This window comes from Candidatus Tisiphia endosymbiont of Dioctria linearis (genome assembly GCF_964026545.1).
Taxonomy (GTDB): Bacteria; Pseudomonadota; Alphaproteobacteria; order Rickettsiales; family Rickettsiaceae; genus Tisiphia.
Map to the genome: position 1 here is coordinate 26,953 of NZ_OZ032156.1, position 21,224 is coordinate 48,176.

The window sequence follows — 21,224 nt, forward strand, 5'->3', positions numbered from 1 at the left end:
CCTAACCGTACAAAACATACGTGAGCAAAGTATACTCAAATGCTTTGAAGAATTGTTTTTTAATATCAAGGATGAAGTAACATCACGTACCTCATGTACGTTATACTTGCTTGCCCCTCATTTTCAAATTCAATTCTCCAAATTATTTGAGTATATTTACGGAGCCAATTCTTTAAAACATTAGAGTAATATATAGAAAAATATTTGAGGTAATTACATAATATGTCAAAAGCTAAAACAGCGTCTAAAAATAACCCAACTTCCAGAGAGCAAGCTAAAGAGTATTTTCATAATGGACAAAAAATTAAACCAGTAAAACTTATATCTGGCAAATTTTCTTTTTTGGCAGCAGAATATGACGTATCAGGAGATTTAGTAGTTGGTTCTGATGGTAAGGCATTACCTTGGGACAGAACAAAAATTTAACTTGAGATAGAATTTGGAAATAAGGTTATTGACCTTACATGTGAAAAGGTATATAAACTACCTGTTCATTAATACGGTTTGGGGATGTAGCTCAGGGGTAGAGCATCTGCTTTGCACGCAGAGGGTCGGGGGTTCGATTCCCTTCGTCTCCACCAATACTTATTAGCTGTAGAAGTCAAGATTTGATCTTACAGACCCCATAAATTAACTTATTAGATTGTCAGATAAATTTTGACTGTCAGATAAGTGTTCAAGATACAAGATCTCATTATTTTTTTCAAACGCTAATTTTTTACTATCTTTAAAGGTTTGCATTGGAGTTTTACCATAGCAATACTTGCTGGAATGAGGACGTTCGTTATTATAATAATGTAACCAGGTATCAAGATCTTTTTGCAATTCAAAAAGTGAATTGTAAATCTTTTTACTCATTGCAGTATCATAAAACTCATTTTTCATGGTTTTATGAAACCTCTCACATATCCCGTTAGTTTGAGGGGAATATGCTTTTATAACGGTGGGTTCTATTCCTTCAATACTTAAAAACAATTCAAAGGCATGATGTTCTATATTTCCTTTATATTCAGTACCACGATCAGTTAATATACGTAGTATAGGAATACCTTGTTCTTCGTACCAAGGTAGAACTCTATCATTTAACATATCAGCAGAGGTTATAGCTGTTTTGTCTGTGTATAATTTGGCATCCGTCACCCTGGAATAGCTATCGATAAAAGTTTGACCATAAACCTTACCTATTCCTTTAAAGTTGCCAACATAGTAAACATCTTGACAACCAAGATAGCCTGGATGTTCTGTCTCTATTTCCCCATGTGCCTCTTTAAGATTCTTACGATTCTCCAAGACACGTAATTGAGCTTCCGTAAGTATAATGCCATCCTGAGCCATTTTAGTTTCTAAAGCTACTAGCCGTTTCTTAAGATTATTGAGATCGTTCCTAAGCCAGATAGATCTAATGCCACCGGGAGATACTAAAATCCCATCTTTTTTTAATTCGTTTGATACACGAAGTTGACCATAAGCGGGGTACTCTATTGCCATGTCTAATACCGCTTTCTCTACAATAGGATCAACTCTATTAGCCAATATGGGTTTCTTACGGCTTATTTCATACAAGGCTTCATCGCCACCATTCTCATATAATTCCTTGAATCTATAATAACTATCTCTGCTATACCCCATTGTTTTACATGCACTAGATACATTTCCTAAGCTTTTTGCTAGTTCAAGTAATCCTATTTTTGGTCTTATTATTTTCTGATTTAAATTCATTTTAATCTCCATTTAATAATTTGTTTATTTTACTAAATGTAAGATTAAATCTCAACTACTTCAAATGATGTATCTAAATTTAATGAAATATTTGATTTTTGAGACTAAGTGTCATTTGGCTCAAACTCATTTACAGCATTCCTATTAATAAGAATTTTCGATGGTGATTTAGATTTATCAGTTTTAGCACTTGGTGGACTGCCACCCTCATATTTAAAGTAGGAACTATAGCTAGATTTATTTGGGCTTGAAACACTTGAACCTTTAGGTGATGGAGTGTTTTCTTTGGATGGTGGAATGTTTTCTGAATCCAATTCTCTATCATACAATGATGGATCTAAATTTAATGAAATATTTGATTTTTGAGATTGAGTGTCATTTGGCTCAAACTCATTTACAGTATTCCTATTAGTAAGAATTTTCGATGGTGATTTAGATTTATCATATCTGACATGTGATAAACTGCTACCTTCAGCTTTACATGCACGCTCAATACTAGTTGTACAAACCAAATATTGAATAGCATGATTGTTCTTGAATTCATATTTATACCCCCAATTGAATGACTTTGTTTGGAAGAATATAACTTACCCTAATTTTGACTGAACATCATACTTACACAAAAATACATCTTCCAAACAAATTCCATTGATTAATAATATTTTAACCTCTTCTAATTTTTTAAACTTAATTTTTACGCAAAAAGAGTTAAAGCAACAGATATTTTTACACCATCTGTTTTTGTTCTTTCTTTATAGTTTACTATAATCAATATATTAACTCAGCCAAAACTATCGTGTGTTTGTTAATTACTACAAGCCTACAAACAATCCAAAAATCACCATTAAAAATTTAGATGGCAGAAATAGATTATAAAATCAGTGTAGACAATTATAAACTACTATTATTAATTAATGATGATATAAGGATTTTAATGTTTGAATTACTATTAGTACACTGTATATTAAAGAGAACCATGTTGCCCCATATGTACCACAGTAGGGCTAATACAGCTTGACTAATGGTATCGTTAATATACAAACACACTATAGTAATTATCTGATTCTGGTTTACTATATATATATTTTTTTGCACACCAATCTGATAAATTCACATAAAAATCTTTATGTTATTATTACCTAATTAATGATTGTAACAGTAATCTACAATTGTCTATATTAATATAAAAAAAAGATTCTATTTATATCATTTAAATTGTAAATTTATCAATATTCTACCACATTGCCAAAAATACTCAGCCGGATATTGCAGTATGATAGATAATGAGTCAATTACTCTAGCCTCTGTCAATAAGCGTTGAAAATTGACCCAGCAAGTGCGTCCAATTTTGCCCCACTTAAATTACAAAATATTAGCTCTTTTTTTTCATACGGTAACTCTCATTTCCAGTTTATATAATATCGCAATTGTGACAAATTCTATCAAGCAGTGCTGCTGTCATTTTGTTACATCCAAATACTTGAGGCCATTCGGAAAACATAAGGTTGGTGGTAATTATGATTGAAGTATTTGAGTGTAGCTTAGATAGCAAATGAAAGATAAGCTGACCACCATTTTTAGAGAATGGTAAATAACCAAGTTCATCAAGTACTAAAACATCCATTTTTTCTATTGAACATGCAAGCCTTCCTGCATGACCAGCAACTTTTTCACATTCTAGGCTCTGTGAACAAAATTTTAATTGTTTAGATTTTGAGTATTTTTAAGCGAAAATTAATAAGATTTTTGCCGGAATAGTTAGTTCTATTTCAAAAAAATCTTATAATTTGCAGCTAAAAAGAGTCGAAATCTAGTAATTTAAATTTTGTTCACAGAGCCTAGTATTTTTCTTTTACTTTCCATTATTAACACTCTGATTTAATACTCCTATTATTTAAATTGAATAATAGAAATATAGGTTGAAAATAATGGGTTAATAAGGCTACGATTTTCCACTTTTAGGGTGGGGCAAAATTGAACGCACATTAACCCATTTACTGGGTCATTATTGCACGATTTTTAACAACTATATGGGCTTGTTGACATTTTTTCTCTTATTTGTACCATATAATGTCATCTAATTCAACGGGTTTAACTATACCAAGATGATTGCAAAAATCATAACAACCGTCTACAATAAATGATCAATTAAAATAGACAAATATCGTACACTTAATTACTTTAAATTCAAATACTAATTGTCCATTAAAATTACAATTAGGGTTTTTGTAAGAATAATGATAAATTAATGACCAATTTTGCATATTTAAGAGTCTCCTCCGATCAACAAGATACCAATAATCAAAAATTTGGTTTGCTAGAATATTGTAATAATCGTAATATAAATACAGTGAAATTTATAAAAGATACAGCAAGTGGTAAAACCAATTGGCTAGAGCGTACGATTGGTAATATTATAGAAAAAGCAATAAAAGGTGATGTTATTCTGGTATCAGAGATTTCAAGACTTGGTAGATCAACTCTACAAGTCCTCGAAATATTAGAAATGGCAGCAAAAAAAGAAATATCTGTACATATAACTAAAAACCATATCGTGATAGATGGCTCAATGCAATCTACAATAACTGCCACAGTTTTAAGACTCGCAGCTCAAATAGAAAGAGATTTTATTTTCAGTAGAACAAAGAAAGCTTTAGCAAAACGCAAAGCTGATTGGTTTAAGCTAGGAAGACCAAAAGGTCAATCGCAGTTATTAAAACTTGATTCTTTCTACGAAGAGATCAAAGGATATTTAAGAAATGGAATTAATAAGCGTGCTATATCTAAATTAATTGAATGTTTTCCATCAACGCTGTACTTATGGTTAAAAAGGAGAAAACTGTACACAAAAAGAACATAAACTCTTCTTGTTGTCAGTTGCAAATAAAGGTAGTCAGAATGATTGATAAAATCATTTAATTTTAACTGTAAAAAGGATTAAATTGCAATCTTGCTTTTAGGTTGTAAATGATTAGCATTGCTATCCTATTTATATTACAATTTATTAATAAATATATGGTTAAATAATAATATGACTGTTACCCCGTCTAATACAATAATTCAAAAAACCAAGGTCATACAAGGTAATAGTAAACCACCGAGAATGAGAACAGGTACGGATGATTTTAAAACGTTGTTGTTAAATAGTGATGTATTTGTTGATAAAAGTCTAATGATCAAAGAATTATTAGAAGATAGTGGAGATGTTATACTCATTACTAGACCAAGGCGGTGGGGTAAAAGTTTAAATATGAATATGCTTCAGAAGTTCTTTGAAATAGAAGTGGATGAGAGAGGTATGCCTTTAGCTGAAGAGGGCAGAGTAAATAACAAGCTATTTATCGGAGGGGAAGTAGATTTAGGTATTAAAGGAAAAAGGACTTTAGAGCCTTTAAAGATTAACGGTAATGAATATGCCATGGTTCAGCAAGGTAATTACCCTGTGATTTTGCTTAATCTTAAAGATGTAAAAGGTAGTAGTTATCAGGAAATAGAAGCTAAGATACAAATGCAAATAATAAAATTATTTGAAAAACATAGATATCTAGAACAATATTGCCAAGAAAATAATAAATTATTAGCCAACACTCAAAAAAAACAACTGGAGAAATATTTTAGTGGTAACATTAATAAATTAGATATAGAGAATAGTTTAAAATTTTTAAGCGAATTGCTCTTTGCTCATTTTGGTCAAAAAGTTTATATATTGATCGATGAGTATGATACGCCTATTAATAGTTGCTATATTGAGTTTGGTAACAAACCACAAGAATTTAAACAAGTGCTTGATCTATTTCGCGAGATATTTGGTAGCAGTCTAAAGACTAATACTTATCTAGAAAAAGGGGTAATAACTGGTATATTACGAATAGCTAAGGCTAATTTATTTTCAGGTTTGAATAATGTTCGTGAATATACTTTGCTAGATGAAAAATTTGCCAAATTTTATGGATTTACTCAAGTAGAGGTTGATGATTTATTAACCAAGGTTCCTCTTGATACAAGCCCCGAGGAAATTAAAGCTTGGTATAATGGTTATAGTTTTGGTGGTGAGGTGATCTATAACCCATGGTCAATTATGTTATGTTTAGATAATAGAGGTAAGCTTGATCATTATTGGCTAGATAGTGGGGGTACTGGACTCATTGATAAAGCATTACTATCGGATGAAATACAACAAGATATTCAGCTACTCGCTAGTGGTAAAACTATTATCTCCCCTATTACCAAACAAATTAGTTTCAGCGATATTAACACGCGGTCAGGATTATTTAGTCTATTGCTATTTAGTGGTTATTTAAACCCAATAATCATCGAGTCAGAAGAGAATATTTGTGAATTATCTGCTCCTAATAAAGAGGTAAAACATATATATAATGCAAGATTATTGCAATGGGTTAGTAATAAGTTACAAATGGATAGTTCTTTATATTATTCATTTGCTAGTTTGTTGCCCGCAGGTAAAATAGAAGAATTCAAAGAAAGGCTGCAAGAATTATTACTAAATGCTACTAGTTTTCATCAAACTGGCGAGAAAAAAGCTGAGCTATTTTATAGTGGCTTTATGCTAGGTTTGATTAACACATTATCTCTTGGCTATATCATAGAAAGCGAAAGAGAGACAGGCAGTGGTAGAGCTGATATTATGTTGCTACCTAAAGCCGGAAGGCAGAACAATGCTATTATTATTGAATATAAAATATGTAAATCTCCTGATATTTTAGAATCTGTTGCAAAAGAAGGGCTAGATCAAATAGAGAAAAAACAATATGAGGCTAAAATAAAAGAACACTCACATGTTCAAAAAATCATCAAAATTGCTATGGCTTTTTGCGGCAAGGAAGTGGCATTAGAATATCAGATTGATGAAATTTAATTGCTTGAGAATTTTGCAACTAAAAACTGTAAAAATTACATCTAAAAGTTAAATTTTGGAGCTAAATTGAGTCTTGCTGTTAAAAAGCGTGCAATAATGACCCAGTAAATGGGTCATTATTGCACGCTTTTTAACATATATGTGTAATTTCCCATTATATAACTCTATTTATTAACGCTAAATGGTATTATGTGAGCGTTCACGGTTTTTTTGCTATTTTCTTATGAATAAAAAATTTGCTCGTCAAGCGTCTATTAGCGAGGAGCTACTTTAGTAGCGACAAAGCAATTCAGGAAAGTAATTAGAAAATTGCTTGTCAGCTACGCCTTCTCGTAATGACGCTTACTTTAGTTATTGTAGGCAGCCTCCTAAAACTAATTCGGGTTAGCTATAAGTGATACTCTTGTTATGATCAAACCTTAACTGGCATAATCACAAAAACGTCTTTAGGATTCTGAAGCGTTTTCAATAACATTGGCGATGATGCGTTTAAAAAATATAGCTCAACTTGGTTTGCTTTAGTAGCATTTAACACAGCATTGAGTGCGTCAGTAAGATATTTAGGGTTAAAACCTATAGACAAAGTATCTTCATGATCAAAAACGTATAAATTATTTTCATCTAGTGAATGTGGTATAGTTTCTTTAGCTGCTCCCCTTGCTTCTCCTGAAGCTGTGATTTCAAGCATATCTCTTGATAAAGTTAATTTTATTGCTTGAAATTTATCTATAGTTATTGTTGCTACTCTATCTATAACATCAGCTAGCAATTTGGTATTAATAGTAAGTTTATAGTTATTATCTACTGGGATAAATCCTTGGTAATCCGGGAAAGTTCCATCAATCAGTTTTGATACCATCATAATATCATTGCAAACAAATTTAATTCTATTCACACTTAGAAAAATTTCTACCTCTAACTGAATATTTTTGGGGTCTTTTAATATTTTGACGATTTCCTCGAGAGTTTTTTTAGATAAAATAACGCCAAACTTGCTAACCTTATCGACTATTTCTACTACTGACACTGATAATCTATGTCCATCGGTGCTAGCCATACAACATTCTTCATCTTTTACGTAAAAATAAACGCCATTAAGATTATAGCGAGTTTCATCAAGGGACACCGAAAACAGGGTACCGTCGATCATCTTAACAAAATCACGACAAGCTATTTTAAAAATAGCTTCAACATTAATATCATCTAATGCAGGGAATTGGTCAGCAGGTAAAGTTAGCAGATTAAAAGCACAATTCTTTCCTAAAATTTCAAGCTGATCGGTTTCATTGGATACACTGAGTACTATATCATTATCAGCTATCTTTTTTACTATATCATTTAATGTTTTAGTAGATACTGTTATTGCCCCCTCACTTATTACTTGAGCAGCTATTTTCTGGCTTAAATATATTTCCATATTAGTAGCCATTAACTCTAGTTTACCATCCTTCGATGATAATTTAATATGACTAAGTTCGGTAACTACATTACGTTTCTCTACTACAGAATTAGCAAAAGTCAGAGCATGAGTTAGGGTTTTGGTCTCAACTATAATCTTTAATTCGTTGTTGCCCATATCTTTAATTGCCTCTTAATAAATCATTTATAGATACTTTACTCCTAGTTCCAGCATCTACCTGCTTAACGATTACGGCACAATATAAACTTGGTTTTCCTGAATCAGCAGGCAAGCTACCAGGTACTACAACTGAATAGGCTGGAACTTTACCATAAATTATTTTGCCACTTTCTCTATCTACTATCTTCGTAGAAGCACCAATAAATACTCCCATACTAATTACGCTTCCCTCTTCTACTAAAACTCCTTCTGCTATTTCTGATCTTGCACCTATAAAACAATTATCTTCGATTATTACCGGATTATTTTGGATTGGTTCTAACACACCACCAATACCTGTTCCACCGGAAATATGACAATTCTTACCTATTTGAGCACATGAGCCTATAGTAGCCCAGGTATCAACCATTGTTCCTTCTCCTATATATGCCCCTATATTAATAAAAGAAGGCATAACAACAACGTTTCTCGCTAAATAGACTCCTGTTCTAATAATTGCTCCGGGAACAATACGACAGCCATCCGCTTGGAATAATTCGTTAGTATAATGTGTAGAAAATTTGGGGACAATTTTATCATACCATCTCATGCAATCTCCAGAATAAGTTTGCGGATCAGTTATTATCATATGTAGTAAAATTGCTTTTTTTACCCAATGATTAACTTGCCAATCAGCCCCTTCTTTTTCGCAAACTCTTACTAATCCTTGATTCAAACCATCAATAATATCCTGCAATATTTGTTTGGCGTAATTAGTTTTTTCTGAATCTTTGGTTAATTTGTCGCGTATTTGCCAAAATTCTTCTATAGTATTAATATGTTTTTGCATAAGGTTCTTGCTAAAAGGTAAAAAAAAATCATAATTTACTTTATTTTTAAGTCAACCTAATATACTTAAATAGTTTGAGTACATAAAATTAGAGCATGTAAATGAGTATTTCCTGCCCAAGTTGTAACACTAACTTTATAGTGTCGAAAGAACAAATAGGCATGACCGGTAGGAAGGTCAAATGTTCACAATGTAACCATATCTGGTATCAAAAATCAGAGCATGAAAAGCAACAACCACCAATTATATCAGATCATCATACAGCAAAAAATGCTAGCACTAATGAAAATAATAAAATATTTTTAACCCAAGGTACTAATTTGCCAGCTTTATTACCACCAAAACCCCCCCAACATTCACATATTGTAATTACATTATTGTTTAGCTTAATTATTCTTTTATTATTATTGTTATTTCATGAAAAGTTTAACATACCAGCTTTGTATAAACAGAACGATAATATCTTAACTATAGGAAACATCCATGTTGAACAAAATAAAAAAATGGGACAAATTAAAGTTTCCTACCAGATAACCAATAATTCCGACCATGATGTGACAATACCATTAATTAGAGTGAGATTATTGGATAAAAAATATGTAACAGTAAAATCCTATATAATGAATCACAAAAACATTAAACTACCACCTAAGCAACATATAGACATTGCTACGCATCTTGATGTAGTTCCTCATTCAAGTGAATTACTAAATATTATGCTTGGTAATAGTGTGGATCTTATATTACATTAGACTTCTTTTGAAAGAGAATTTATAATGACCTAAAAATTAGCACAATGACCTAAGGTAGTCGCCTTAAGTTGTGCATTTTAAAATAATTATACAACTTAAAACTAAAAAAATGAATAAGCAAATTATATACCCCAAACTAGTTCCCAGGCTTTTTGCTTCTTGTCTAGATTCATTTTTGTTATCAATGTTTACAACTCCGATTACTACCTTTATATTATCCAGACTGTCTTTATTTTTTTTCCAAGCTAGTATAGCAGACATACTAATAATGGGTAGCAGGAAGCCGGAATTACTCCAAAACGTGACTGCTAGTGGTGTTTTTACATTATTTATTTTAATGCTTATAATTAACTTTGCTCTAGTATCAACATATTTTATTGGTTTTTGGATTTATTGCGGGGCCACACCTGGAAAACTTATTATGCATATGAAAATAGTAGATGCGATAACTCTTGAAAAACCTAGTAAATGCCAATTAATTAAAAGATTTTGTGGATATGTATTAGTGCTAGTTGGTATTTGGTTTATACTATTTTCTAAACAACGCCAAGCTTTGCATGATAAAATTGCTGGAACCGTGGTTATTAAGAGTTAAAAAAACACTATAACTAATTACTCACCTTACGCATGGCATTTAAAAGCCATAGGGAAAATAGTCTGGCGTCATGCGAGGAGACCGTAAAAGTCGACGAAGCAATTGTAAGTGATCAAAAATAGACCTCTTGCATAACCTAAAGATAATTGAGGAATTTTTAGGAAAAACGAAGTCGAGTACCGCAGCGTACTAAGATGTACGTGAGGAACGGAGACGAGTTTTGACAACAAAATTACCAATTAGATTAGGTTATGCAAGAGGTCTAATGGATTGCTTCGCCCATTACATGGTCTCGCAATGACGATTGTGATGCATATACGTCATTGCAAGCGAAAAGATGTGTTGTTTACTTAATTTTAATAAGTTGTTTTAACAACTTTTAAAGTAGTGAAGGTATACTATGAATAAACTAAATGAGATAGATCAGTTGATTTATCTTTTCTCCAAACTACCTGGTCTTGGTCAAAGATCAGCAAGGCGTATAGTCCTGCATCTTTTACAAGAAAAAGATATTAGGTTAAAAAGTCTAATTTCTGTTCTTTGTTCTGTAGATAATAATGTTGTTAAGTGTGATATCTGTGGTAACATAGATTCTCATCATATTTGTAGAGTATGTTCCTCTGATGATCGTAACGGATCTATCATAGCAATTGTTGAAACAGTGACAGAATTATGGGCAATAGAGCGTAGTGGTATTTTTAACGGGCATTACCATGTATTAGGACATAATTTATCAACTTCGAATGGTCATAATCCTAAAGCACTAAGACTACCAGAATTACTAGCTAGATGTCAGGATAATAACATTAATGAAGTAATTATTGCAACTAATTCTACTTTAGAAGGTCAAACTACTGCTTATTTTATTACTGAATATTTTAAAGGTTCTACCATCAAAATATCAAGACTAGCTAGCGGCATTCCAATAGGCGGAGAACTGGAGTATTTAGATGAAGGGACTCTATCAGCTGCAATAACATTAAGACAGTCTTTTGACTAATTCACTAAAAGTTATTTATTTTATCAAAATACTTGATATTATACATAAAGTATTAGTTGTATAGTTTGGTAATTTCTATTAATGAATTGTCAAAGGTTACTACACTGAATTGTTTATATATGCTGTAAAGTTCTTATTTAAGCAGTTTAATCTTTTCTTAGTTATTTTATATTTCACCTTACATATACTGCTTTGGTCTTAAGAATTGAATTTCGTTTGAGATGGTGAGTCCATACTAACCACTATAAGATATGTGAGTATGCAAATTCATGATAAAATGAAAAAGTAATTCTTGAAAACAAAGTAATATATAATTATTTTAAATAAAATAAGCATATGTTCCAACTTATTTGGGCTATTTTAGTTATATTTTTGATTCCTGTATTTTTTTATATTTGTAGGTATAGGATGTTTTCATGGTTCAGTTTAAAGAGTAATTCAAAAACTAAAATATTAGAATTAGAACAAAAATTATCAGAACAAGATAATATTTTAAATCACGTGACTCACGAAATTAGGACTTCAATACATGGAGGAAGTAGTATAGCACAATTTTTATATGAGAATTGGGATAAAATGGATGAGCAAGAGCATGTAAAGTATGTTGGTATAATAGCTAAGAATAGTCAGAATATTATAAAGTTAATTAATGACTTACTAGACCTATCTAAGTTTAGTACCGGGAGGATGAAGTTTAATTTTGCTGCTATGGATCTATTAGATTCTATAAAAAATATTGTGCAACAACTTACAGAATTAAATGTATTTAATGATCAAATAAATATTATTCTTATTAATCATAGCATTACGAAAGCAATGATTAATGGAGATGCAATTAGAATTAACCAATTATTAAATAATTTATTTAATAATGCCCTTAAATACACTAAAGAAGGATTAATTGTGGCAATAATTAATTTAAAGAATTATGAAAATACTCCTTATTGGTGCTTTAGCTTAATCGATACAGGTATAGGAATTCCAGACTCAGAGCTTGAAACTGTTTTTGAAATATTTACTTGTAGCTCACGAACTAATGATAATTTTATTGGTACTGGCATTGGTTTATCTATTTGCCAGGAAATTATACTAGCTCATAAGGGGCATATTTCTGTTGAAAATAACCGTAGAAAAGGAACAAAGGTAGAATTTATGATTCCTGTATATGATGACAAAGAGGTACAAAATGATGACAAAGTATAATATTATAAAAGTATTTACTATACTTTTTGTTGATGATGAACCAATTTGCCATGACGCAATCAATTTAGTGCTACGTCATGAACAAAAATATAAAATTATCAATGCTTGTACCGGACAAGAAGCAGTTGATTTATTTAAAATATATGCTAATAAAATAGATATAATATTTCTTGATATTTCTCTTCCTGATATGACAGGTTATGAAGTACATAAACAGATCAGAAGTGACAAAAATCTTGCCCATATTCCTATAATTTTTCAAAGTGGTTTGTTTAGCAATCATAAGGAAATACAAGGGTTCTTACAAGAACAAGCGACATATATAATCCATAAACCTTATAAAAACGAAGAACTGCTTGAAACTATAAGGAAGTTCCATAAAGCATACGCATCAAGTTAATGAAATAGGGTTTAATAATTAAGAATTTATGGTGAAATTGAAAAACCGTGAATGCTCAAGTTTGATTAGCTATTGATCCTAAAACAAGTTCAGGATGGCTCATAACAATAACCTTAACGAGAATATAATCGATTGTCTGAATTAAAATTTGATAAAAAGCAGCTATTTCTGCTTAGTAGAATCAAGAATGTTGCTAAACAAATTGAAGATAAGTCATTTTTGAGGTTCTTTAATGGTAATTTATTAGCAAAACAAGGTATCTATTTATATGGTAATGTAGGTAATGGCAAGACTGCATTAATGCAACATTTTTTTCAAATATTGCAAATTAAGAAATTAATGATCCATTACCAGAACTTGATGCAATCGGTACATAAAGATATTTATCAGTTACAAGACAAATCAAAGTCTAAAAATAATATTATAAAAAGCATTGCGACAAATTATGCAAAACAAGCAGCAGTAATATGTATCGATGAGTTTGAAATTAAAGATATAGCTGATGCTATGATAATAGGACCGCTACTCCTTGAACTGATATAGTAAAAGCAGTTAAGTTATGTTACAGCAAAGAATGCACAAATGGTGTTATACAATTCTTGTGAAAGCCCGATTTTTTGTTTAATCCACCTTTTCATATTAGCCCAAAATTTCTCTATTGGATTTAGGTCAGGAGAGTAAGGTGGTAAAAATATTACCCTACATCCTACTGATTCTATTAAATCTTTAGTCTTCTTAGACTTATGAAAAGCAGCATTGTCTAAAATCACAACTTGACCAGCTATAAGCTCTTTTATCAAAAATTGCTCTACCCAATTATTAAATAGTTCGGTATTACAGGTGCCATTGAATACAAAAGGGGCTATAGATTTATTACCTACCAAACCTGCTATAATATTCGTCCTTTGGTAATACTTCCCACTCTTCTTTGCTTGTAGTGTTTGACCTTTCTTTCCCCAACCTCTATCTTGGGTAATGTTCATCTCTATTCCGCTCTCATCTATATACACAAGCGCATCTGTAGCTAGATCTTTGATATCTTCTAAATACTTACATCGCTTTTCAGCATTAGCTTCCACATAGGTAAAGGCTTTTTTTTATAACTAAATCCCAATTGTCTTAGCCAATATCTTGCCCCACTAGCGCTTATCCCAAATTTCTTACCAATATCTTCCGTTTTGCTATTAGGATTTTCTTCTACATACTTGATAAAATCATCCATTTCTATACTAGGCTTTGCTCCTTTATACTTCCTTGCTTGATAATGACCTTCTTTCTTATACCTTACATGCCATGTATTTACTGTTGTAGGGCTCAATTGAAAAACTCTAGATGCTGACCTTTGACTATTTCCTGCTTCTAGATATTTTATTACTTTTTCTCTTAAATCTATACTGTATGGGCTAGTTGACATTTTTCATTTTATATTATCACAATCACTAACATAACTCAACTGCCTTTACTATAAAATGTAAGGTATTTATCTTCATTACCAGTAATACCAAACCAGAAGATTTGTATAAAGATGGTTTACAAAGAAGTTCTTTTCTGCCAATAATTAAAGAGATTAATCAAAGGTTTGAAGTCATGCACTTAGATAGTGAGCATGATTATCGGTTAGATAAAATTATACAGAGGACTGGCAGGCATATAATCTACCCAATTAATGAAAATAATAAGTTGGAGATACAAGAACTTATTAGCAAGTTAAATCATAATAACCAACTTGTTCCTAAAGATATTGTTGTTTTCGGACGAGAAATATCTTTTAAAATGGCTAGCGAAAAAATATTAGTAACAGATTTTGAAGAGCTATTTGTAAGAGAATTAGGTTATGTTGATTATGTAGATATTTGTCAAAAATTTTCTATTATAATAGTAGAAAATATTCGTATAATAAGTTCTGATAATACAGATTTAGCTGTTAGATTTATAAATTTTGTTGATAATGCTTATTTTTATAAGGTTGTACTATTTATGACTTTACAAGATGAACCCATAAAAATATATCAGAATGGTTTGCGTAGTAATGAATTTAAGAGAACTATTTCAAGGTTGCATGAAATGAATAGTGATAGCTATGCCAATTAAAGGCAGTAAATTTATTACGTTTGAAGGCGGAGAAGGGTGCGGTAAATCTACCCAGAGTAATATGTTATCCCAGTATTTACTGTCACAAAATATCCCTATAGATTTAACACGTGAAGTGGGTGGAACTATTGCTGCTGAGAAAATGCGTGACATTTTAGTTCATCAAGATTTGTTGCCTATGTCAGAATTGCTGCAAGTTATGGCGGCACGTTACGAACATGTTCATAAAAGGATTATTCCTAAATTAAATTCTGGGGTTTCAGTTATTTGTGATAGGTTTGTAGATTCTACGGCTTGTTATCAAGGGCAAGAGGTAGGTACTGATTTAGTTTATGACCTTCATAAATCTCTAATATCACCTGTGATGCCTGATATTACCTTTTTTATTGATATAGAGCCAAATATTGCTTTAGCAAGGGCGTGGGCGAGAGGTAATAACAATAAATTTGAAAATAAGAATATTGAATTTCATCAAAAAGTCTATGATAAATTTCAATATATATCAGATAAATTTCCAGATAGAATAGTAAAAATAAACGCTGTAGATCTTAGTGCAAACGAAATTCATGATATAATTGTTGTGATGCTCACACGAAAGCTTGAAAAAACTATATAATTTTGTCACGTAACTATTTTGTTAATAGAGAAATATGCTAATTTTCATTGACTTTATTGCCATAGAGCTTTAAAAGTGCTAGTGCAGCTTCACCATATATGAAATATAGCATCTATCTTTAGGTAATTCTTTGTGTAATAATAATGTTACCATTCAAAAATATTTTTTCTAAAATTCAGGAAATCATTTGGCCAATAGAAAGGGAGGAATTGAAGATTTTTCTACCTATGGCATTAATGATGCTTTGTGTTCTTTTTAATTTTGGGGCTCTGAGGTCTGTTAAAGACGGATTAGTTGTTCCATCAATGGGAGCGGAGGTTATCAGTTTTCTAAAACTCTGGCTTGTTTTGCCATCTTCTATATTATTCGCTGTATTATATGTAAAGCTCAGTAATCACATCCGTTTTGAATATATTTTTTATATAATAATTTCAAGCTTCTTGTTGTTTTTTCTGATATTTGCCTATGTCATTTATCCTAATCAGGAGTTTTATCATCCAAATACTGAGCAGATAGAACATTTAGTATCTTTGTATCCTAATTTTCGGTGGTTTATCAAGATAATGGGTAAGTGGAGTTACGCTATCATGTATGTTTGTGCAGAATTATGGAGTGCAGTAATTATTAACCTAATGTTTTGGCAATTTGCTAATAATATTTTTGATACAAATAATGCAAAACGTTTTTATCCAATTTTAGGAATGGTAGGCAATGTTGGCTTAATTGTAGCTGGTAATGTATTAGTAGCTTTCTCAAATGTACAAGAGATATCCGATACCCAAATGATAATAGATGAAGATTTACAATATAATTCAGAACTAATGTTACAACCAATTATGTCTATAATAGTATTTGCCGGTATAATTTCAATGTTGTTATTTAGGTTAATTAATTATCTGATTTTGCATGATAAGGGGTTAATGGCTGATTTTAAAGTAACTCAAATACAGGCAAAAACCTCTTTACCACTTCTGGATAGTATCAGGCTAATTATTAGCTCAAAATATGTTGGACGCATTGCTTTATTGATAATTTGTTATGGAGCACTAACTAATATAGTGGAAGGTCCGTGGAAAGCTAAAGTAAGAGAGCTTAATCCCAATACGTTAGATTATATAAACTTTATGGGTAGGTTTAATATTTGGATGGGAATTTCCTGCGTGACTTTTATGGTAGTTGGCAGTAATGTGATTAGGAAATTTACTTGGTTAGTGTCAGCATTATTAACACCTTTGATGTTTTCAATAACTGGTTTAATGTTTTTCATTTTTGTTATTTTCTCAGAAGATATAGGTTGTGGTATTAAAGACTTTAATCCAATTTATGCTGCTGTAATTATTGGAGGGATACAAAATATTTTAAGTAAATCAACTAAATATTCGTTATTTGATTCAACAAAGGAAATGGCATATATTCCTTTATCATTAGAACTTCGAACAAAAGGTAAAGCTGCTGCTGAGGTTATTAGTACTAAATTTGGTAAGTCTCTAGGAGCTTTTATTCAGTCTTTTATATTCATAATAGTGCCTACTGCCACATGTGATTCAATAGTAGTTTATTTACTAATAATGTTTATTATGATAGTTATTTTATGGTTTTGGGATATAGTGCAGTTAAACCGTGAATATGTAAAATTATGTAATTAGCCTCAATTCTTTAAATCATTTGAGTATACCATAAAAATAATGAAAATAGCTATTAGTGGAGCATAAAAATCTGTTATATTTGTAGATATAACAGATTTTGGAATAACTTGTCATATCGAATTCAGATTAATTAGCATGCGAAAAACATTAATATCTATATCAGTGATAATTACTGTAACCCTTTTGATTTATACTATCTCATGGTTCTTAATTATTAGTTCTATAGCTGGTAAGATCAATCAGCAATATAGCAATCGTTATATTGCTGCTAATACGGTAGATAGTGAACAAAAATATTTTGTTAAATTTAATAAAATTGCCAGCTATGGCTTTCCATTTAAAATTGCCTTTCAAATAATTGGTTGGCATGAAGAGGGAGAGACTAGTGTAGTTGAATTTCATACCCCGATTTATATAGGGTATGACTTACTAGAACAATCTTGCTTTATTACCTATTCTGGTAACGCAACAGGTCGTTATAAGCCTGTTCAATCAGGATTTGGCACAAAATTTGAAAGTGATAATTATTCTTTTATAGCAAAGATTCCTTTAAGTATGAAGTTATTTAAGATTTTTATACAAAAAAAAGATCCGTTTGAAATTATCAATTTTGTCGAGAAGTTGGAATTAAGATATGACAAAACTAAAATCTTTGATTTAGTTGACCAACAGAAACTATATGATGAAGATCATACAGCTATTTCATTCTCACTGGAAAAGAAAAAATATTATACTGATCTAGAAGATTTTAAAAATAATATGCCGCAAAAATTAAATATTAGTTATTCAACAAACATCTTAGAAAGTAATCTTATCAACAGAAGGGTGCCAGCTGGTCTTTTATTATATAGATTTGCTTGGCCAATGCCTTTTAGTTTTGAAGGTAAGTTTTATATAAAAACAAATAAATCTATATATAGTGAATTTGCTAACGATTTAGAAATAAAAATGATATCCAGCAAATTTTCAAGCAACGTCCAAGACTCTTTGACTAGCTTCTTCTATCAAAATAAAGAGGAAGAAGGTAATCGTGCTAGCCACCTTAAGGTTGAATCAACAATTGATTTGAAATCAGGATTTTCCGATAGAATATTAAATTCTATCCAGTATTTATTGCCGTATATATCAGCATTGCCTAACAATTTATCGTTAATGGAAGAGTTGGAGTATGCTAACAATAATAAAGATAAATTCAATTTAACTGAATTAGAAAATCATCAATATATTCTTGATTTAGATATAAATTTTTTTGCTAGAACAAACGATGTAATGAGAGCTCAAATACATAACCTTAGTTTATTCTCTAATAATACTGGATTTCGGTTATCAAGTGAATGCAAGCTAAATTCATTTGGAAAATTTGATATTAATGGACTTGTGGTCGTCAATAATTATTTAAAGGTAACTGATATTATAACTAATTACTTGTTAAATTTAGGTAGGTTTAAAACATTTTCAGAAGATAGTCGTATGGTATACCGAGAAGGCATCAAGTATTTCTTAAAAACCATATCAGATCATCCTGATTCTAATTCAGGTGATATAAGTTTTGAGTATAAATTAGATTCAAGTAATATAACAAAAGGCAAAATAGGCACTGTTGATCTTGATAAATTTTTACCATTATATTATCTGGCATTATACAAAAAAGCCTCGGAAAAAATACGAGTTGGTGGTAGTATAACAAAAAGAATGCAAGAACTAGTACCTGATTTTAATGAACATCAAAAATTGTTAGAGCAATTAATGATTCAACCTTTTTTGGAGATTGATAATGATCCTAAGAAGGAAATTATACAATAGACTTGTATGTGAAAGATTTCTAATTTTGTAAAATTATATGCGAGTAGTTAATGTAATGTTAAATAAAGGGCTTGGCGGGGTTGAGCAGGCTGCAATTGATTATGTTTCCATGTTATTGGAACATCAATGCGAAGTAATGTGTATTTTTGCTAATAAGGCAGAGAGTGAAGCAAATCTTTTACCTTACATTAAAGATATAGAATTTCATAAAATTTCTCGCAACGTAAGTTAATACAAAATTTTAAGGCTGATATTATTATAGCCCACTCAAATCATGCAGGATTTATCGCCGGTTGGGCTGCGAAAAAACTGGTTCCTAGTATCGGTGTATCACATGGTTATAGTATCAAAGGTATTAAATATACAGATTCGATAATTTGCATTACCGAACATATGAAAAATGAATTACAAAAAAAAATATTGAAGCCAATATTTGTATTACCCAATATTACTTATATTGCAAATAATCTTACTATTGATTTTCAGTATTCTATGAATAAGATTCCTGTTATAGGTATCTTAGGAATAAATACTTTACTACAAGCTGTTAGAATACTCAAATCACAAGGCATAATGGTTCAGTTGTTTATCGGTGGAGATGGTGAAGAGAAAGAAAATTTACAAAAATTAGCTTATCAGTTATCAATTGAAAAACAAATTAAATGGTTAGGGTGGATTAACGATAAAACTAAATTTTTTTCTGAGATTGATATTTTTTGTCTTCCTAGTATAAAAGAATCTTTTGGTATTGTACTTTTGGAAGCAATGGCTAATTTGAAACCTATAGTATCTACCGATAGTTGCGGAGCTAGGAAAATTTTGTCACATGAAAACGATAGTATAATTGTACCAATTAATGATGCAGAAAAATTAGCGGAATCTATAATTTTTCTTATTAATAACCCTGAGATTGTTAAAAAATATATAGAAGGTGCATATAAAAAAGTTCAAAATTTGTATACACCAGCAATAGTAGGAAAAAAACTATATAAAATTCTTACCGATATTACAACATTTCCCGTTAGCTAAAATTTTGTTAGTATAGCTAACTAGACAAAGGAGTTACCTAGAACCTTAACGGTGTTATAGTAACGAAAACTTGATTAATAAGTGAGTATAAATTGGACACTATAAAAATAATACATAAAGACTTAAGCCAAGAACTTTCTGCATTGAATAAGCTTATTCTAACCCACTTATCTACCAAAGAGGAGCTAGTTAGCGTAATAGGTAAATATTTGCTAGAATTTGGTGGAAAGAGAATCAGACCGCTACTAACAATCTTAACTAGTAAAATGTTTGGTTATGTAGGAGAGGATAATATAAAGCTTGCTGCGGCTGTAGAGTTTATTCATGCAGCAACTTTACTGCATGACGATGTAGTAGATGAAAGTACCATGAGAAGATCCAAACCTACTGCTAACGTTATCTGGAATAGCAAGGCTAGTATTTTAGTAGGAGACTTCTTATTTAGCCAATCATTTCAGCTAATGGTTGATACAAAATCTATTAAAGCCATGAAATCTTTATCAAGAGCTTCAGCAATTATATCAGAAGGAGAGGTTTCTCAACTGGTAAAATTGAATCAGCGGAGAATTATTGACGAAACAGAATATAATGAAATAATTATGGCTAAAACTGCAGAATTATTTGGTGTATCTTGTGAAGCAGGAGCAATTATTTCTAATCAATCTAATGAAACTTGTGAAATATTACAAAAATTTGGTAGATATTTAGGCAATATTTTTCAAATCATTGATGATTTATTTGACTATTTGGGGGATAGTCGTGATATTGGCAAGAATATAGGTGATGATTTTTTAGAAGGGAAAATAACTCTACCACTAATTTTCTTATATAAAAAGCTTGATGATCAGTGGCAGTTAAAAATTCAAGAAATGATTAAGGCAGATAATAGAACTAAAAGTGAGTTTAAACTAATACGAGAATTGATGATAGAACATTGTATTAAGCAGCAAATTATTGACTATTTAGCAGCTATTAACAATGAAGCTAGTAATTTATTAAAGCAAATCCCCATACAAAATATTTATAAAGATTACTTAGCTTCCTTACTAGAATTTACTTTAAATAGGTCTTATTAATACTAAATAC

Annotated in this window: 22 protein-coding genes, 1 tRNA gene and 2 pseudogenes; 18 read left to right on the forward strand and 7 right to left on the reverse strand. The window is 30.8% G+C overall.

What is annotated here, in order from left to right:
• The first annotated feature begins 222 nt into the window (after nucleotides 1-222).
• Nucleotides 223-426: a hypothetical protein gene (locus AAGD42_RS00140; protein WP_341749882.1), complete on the forward strand. Its 204-nt coding sequence runs from the start codon at nucleotides 223-225 to the stop codon at nucleotides 424-426.
• 80 nt (nucleotides 427-506) lie between these two features.
• A tRNA-Ala gene (locus tag AAGD42_RS00145) sits at nucleotides 507-581 on the forward strand.
• A 49-nt stretch (nucleotides 582-630) separates the two neighbouring features.
• On the opposite strand, the gene AAGD42_RS00150 is transcribed toward AAGD42_RS00145, so the two are convergent.
• The 3 genes and pseudogenes from AAGD42_RS00150 to AAGD42_RS00160 form a co-directional block, all read right to left on the reverse strand.
• The gene (locus tag AAGD42_RS00150) at nucleotides 631-1,719 is read right to left on the reverse strand and encodes an IS481 family transposase (RefSeq protein WP_341752796.1); all 1,089 of its coding nucleotides are present in this window, start codon (nucleotides 1,717-1,719) and stop codon (nucleotides 631-633) included.
• A 104-nt stretch (nucleotides 1,720-1,823) separates the two neighbouring features.
• Nucleotides 1,824-2,231, reverse strand: a complete 408-nt coding sequence (locus tag AAGD42_RS00155; RefSeq protein WP_341752797.1) for a hypothetical protein — start codon at nucleotides 2,229-2,231, stop codon at nucleotides 1,824-1,826.
• 899 nt (nucleotides 2,232-3,130) lie between these two features.
• A pseudogene (locus AAGD42_RS00160) lies at nucleotides 3,131-3,403 on the reverse strand (ATP-binding protein); the annotation flags it as partial.
• 564 nt (nucleotides 3,404-3,967) lie between these two features.
• Between AAGD42_RS00160 and AAGD42_RS00165 the strand changes: the two are divergent.
• Both AAGD42_RS00165 and AAGD42_RS00170 read left to right on the forward strand, forming a co-directional pair.
• Nucleotides 3,968-4,579: a recombinase family protein gene (locus tag AAGD42_RS00165; protein ID WP_341752798.1), complete on the forward strand. Its 612-nt coding sequence runs from the start codon at nucleotides 3,968-3,970 to the stop codon at nucleotides 4,577-4,579.
• A 171-nt stretch (nucleotides 4,580-4,750) separates the two neighbouring features.
• Nucleotides 4,751-6,595: an AAA family ATPase gene (locus AAGD42_RS00170; RefSeq protein WP_341752799.1), complete on the forward strand. Its 1,845-nt coding sequence runs from the start codon at nucleotides 4,751-4,753 to the stop codon at nucleotides 6,593-6,595.
• Nucleotides 6,596-7,007: 412 nt separating this feature from the next.
• Here the strand turns inward: AAGD42_RS00170 and dnaN are convergent, their stop codons facing one another.
• Together dnaN and dapD are read right to left on the reverse strand one after the other, a co-directional pair.
• A complete protein-coding gene (dnaN, locus tag AAGD42_RS00175) occupies nucleotides 7,008-8,171 on the reverse strand; it encodes a DNA polymerase III subunit beta (RefSeq protein WP_341752800.1) in 1,164 nt (387 codons plus the stop codon).
• Between the two features lie 4 nt (nucleotides 8,172-8,175).
• Entirely contained in the window at nucleotides 8,176-9,003 is an 828-nt protein-coding gene (dapD, locus tag AAGD42_RS00180) for a 2,3,4,5-tetrahydropyridine-2,6-dicarboxylate N-succinyltransferase (RefSeq protein WP_341752801.1), read from the reverse strand.
• Between the two features lie 101 nt (nucleotides 9,004-9,104).
• Here dapD and AAGD42_RS00185 point away from each other — a divergent pair, with 101 nt between their 5' ends.
• The 6 genes from AAGD42_RS00185 (at nucleotide 9,105) to AAGD42_RS00210 (ending at nucleotide 13,496) form a co-directional block, all read left to right on the forward strand.
• A complete protein-coding gene (locus tag AAGD42_RS00185; RefSeq protein WP_341752802.1) occupies nucleotides 9,105-9,755 on the forward strand; it encodes an MJ0042-type zinc finger domain-containing protein in 651 nt (216 codons plus the stop codon).
• A gap of 109 nt (nucleotides 9,756-9,864) precedes the next feature.
• Nucleotides 9,865-10,350 carry an RDD family protein gene (locus tag AAGD42_RS00190; RefSeq protein WP_341749640.1) on the forward strand — a complete coding sequence of 162 codons (486 nt, stop codon included), beginning with the start codon at nucleotides 9,865-9,867 and terminating at the stop codon, nucleotides 10,348-10,350.
• 400 nt (nucleotides 10,351-10,750) lie between these two features.
• Complete coding sequence (recR, locus tag AAGD42_RS00195) at nucleotides 10,751-11,350, forward strand: recombination mediator RecR (protein WP_341752803.1); 600 nt, start codon at nucleotides 10,751-10,753, stop codon at nucleotides 11,348-11,350.
• Nucleotides 11,351-11,758: 408 nt separating this feature from the next.
• Complete coding sequence (locus tag AAGD42_RS00200; RefSeq protein WP_341749638.1) at nucleotides 11,759-12,553, forward strand: sensor histidine kinase; 795 nt, start codon at nucleotides 11,759-11,761, stop codon at nucleotides 12,551-12,553.
• Nucleotides 12,540-12,953, forward strand: coding sequence for a response regulator (locus AAGD42_RS00205; RefSeq protein WP_341760739.1), 414 nt, complete (start codon nucleotides 12,540-12,542; stop codon nucleotides 12,951-12,953). Before AAGD42_RS00200 ends, AAGD42_RS00205 begins: the two co-directional genes overlap by 14 nt.
• Nucleotides 12,954-13,085: 132 nt before the next feature.
• Entirely contained in the window at nucleotides 13,086-13,496 is a 411-nt protein-coding gene (locus AAGD42_RS00210) for a tRNA (adenosine(37)-N6)-threonylcarbamoyltransferase complex ATPase subunit type 1 TsaE (protein ID WP_341752805.1), read from the forward strand.
• Between the two features lie 14 nt (nucleotides 13,497-13,510).
• Here the strand turns inward: AAGD42_RS00210 and AAGD42_RS00215 are convergent, their stop codons facing one another.
• Nucleotides 13,511-14,032: an IS630 family transposase gene (locus AAGD42_RS00215; RefSeq protein ID WP_341749620.1), complete on the reverse strand. Its 522-nt coding sequence runs from the start codon at nucleotides 14,030-14,032 to the stop codon at nucleotides 13,511-13,513.
• Nucleotides 13,996-14,367, reverse strand: coding sequence for a helix-turn-helix domain-containing protein (locus AAGD42_RS00220; protein WP_341749594.1), 372 nt, complete (start codon nucleotides 14,365-14,367; stop codon nucleotides 13,996-13,998). Before AAGD42_RS00220 ends, AAGD42_RS00215 begins: the two co-directional genes overlap by 37 nt.
• A 101-nt stretch (nucleotides 14,368-14,468) precedes the next feature.
• On the opposite strand from AAGD42_RS00220, the gene zapE reads away from it, so the two are divergent.
• From zapE to AAGD42_RS00255, 8 genes and pseudogenes are all read left to right on the forward strand, one after another.
• Complete coding sequence (gene zapE / locus AAGD42_RS00225) at nucleotides 14,469-15,044, forward strand: cell division protein ZapE (protein WP_341752806.1); 576 nt, start codon at nucleotides 14,469-14,471, stop codon at nucleotides 15,042-15,044.
• Nucleotides 15,034-15,660, forward strand: coding sequence for a dTMP kinase (tmk, locus tag AAGD42_RS00230; protein WP_341753416.1), 627 nt, complete (start codon nucleotides 15,034-15,036; stop codon nucleotides 15,658-15,660). Before zapE ends, tmk begins: the two co-directional genes overlap by 11 nt.
• 143 nt (nucleotides 15,661-15,803) lie before the next feature.
• On the forward strand, nucleotides 15,804-17,306 hold the full coding sequence (locus tag AAGD42_RS00235) for an Npt1/Npt2 family nucleotide transporter (protein WP_341752807.1): 1,503 nt from the start codon (nucleotides 15,804-15,806) through the stop codon (nucleotides 17,304-17,306).
• Between the two features lie 135 nt (nucleotides 17,307-17,441).
• Nucleotides 17,442-19,109 (forward strand): hypothetical protein, encoded by a 1,668-nt coding sequence (locus tag AAGD42_RS00240; RefSeq protein WP_341752808.1) that lies wholly within the window; start codon nucleotides 17,442-17,444, stop codon nucleotides 19,107-19,109.
• Between the two features lie 37 nt (nucleotides 19,110-19,146).
• On the forward strand, nucleotides 19,147-19,341 hold the full coding sequence (locus AAGD42_RS00245; RefSeq protein ID WP_341752809.1) for a hypothetical protein: 195 nt from the start codon (nucleotides 19,147-19,149) through the stop codon (nucleotides 19,339-19,341).
• Nucleotides 19,342-19,367: 26 nt separating this feature from the next.
• Nucleotides 19,368-19,496 (forward strand): annotated as a pseudogene (locus AAGD42_RS07075) (hypothetical protein); the annotation flags it as partial.
• A 6-nt stretch (nucleotides 19,497-19,502) separates the two neighbouring features.
• Nucleotides 19,503-20,138 carry a glycosyltransferase gene (locus AAGD42_RS00250; protein WP_341752810.1) on the forward strand — a complete coding sequence of 212 codons (636 nt, stop codon included), beginning with the start codon at nucleotides 19,503-19,505 and terminating at the stop codon, nucleotides 20,136-20,138.
• A 92-nt stretch (nucleotides 20,139-20,230) separates the two neighbouring features.
• The gene (locus AAGD42_RS00255; protein WP_341752811.1) at nucleotides 20,231-21,214 is read left to right on the forward strand and encodes a polyprenyl synthetase family protein; all 984 of its coding nucleotides are present in this window, start codon (nucleotides 20,231-20,233) and stop codon (nucleotides 21,212-21,214) included.
• The last annotated feature ends 10 nt before the right edge of the window (nucleotides 21,215-21,224 follow it).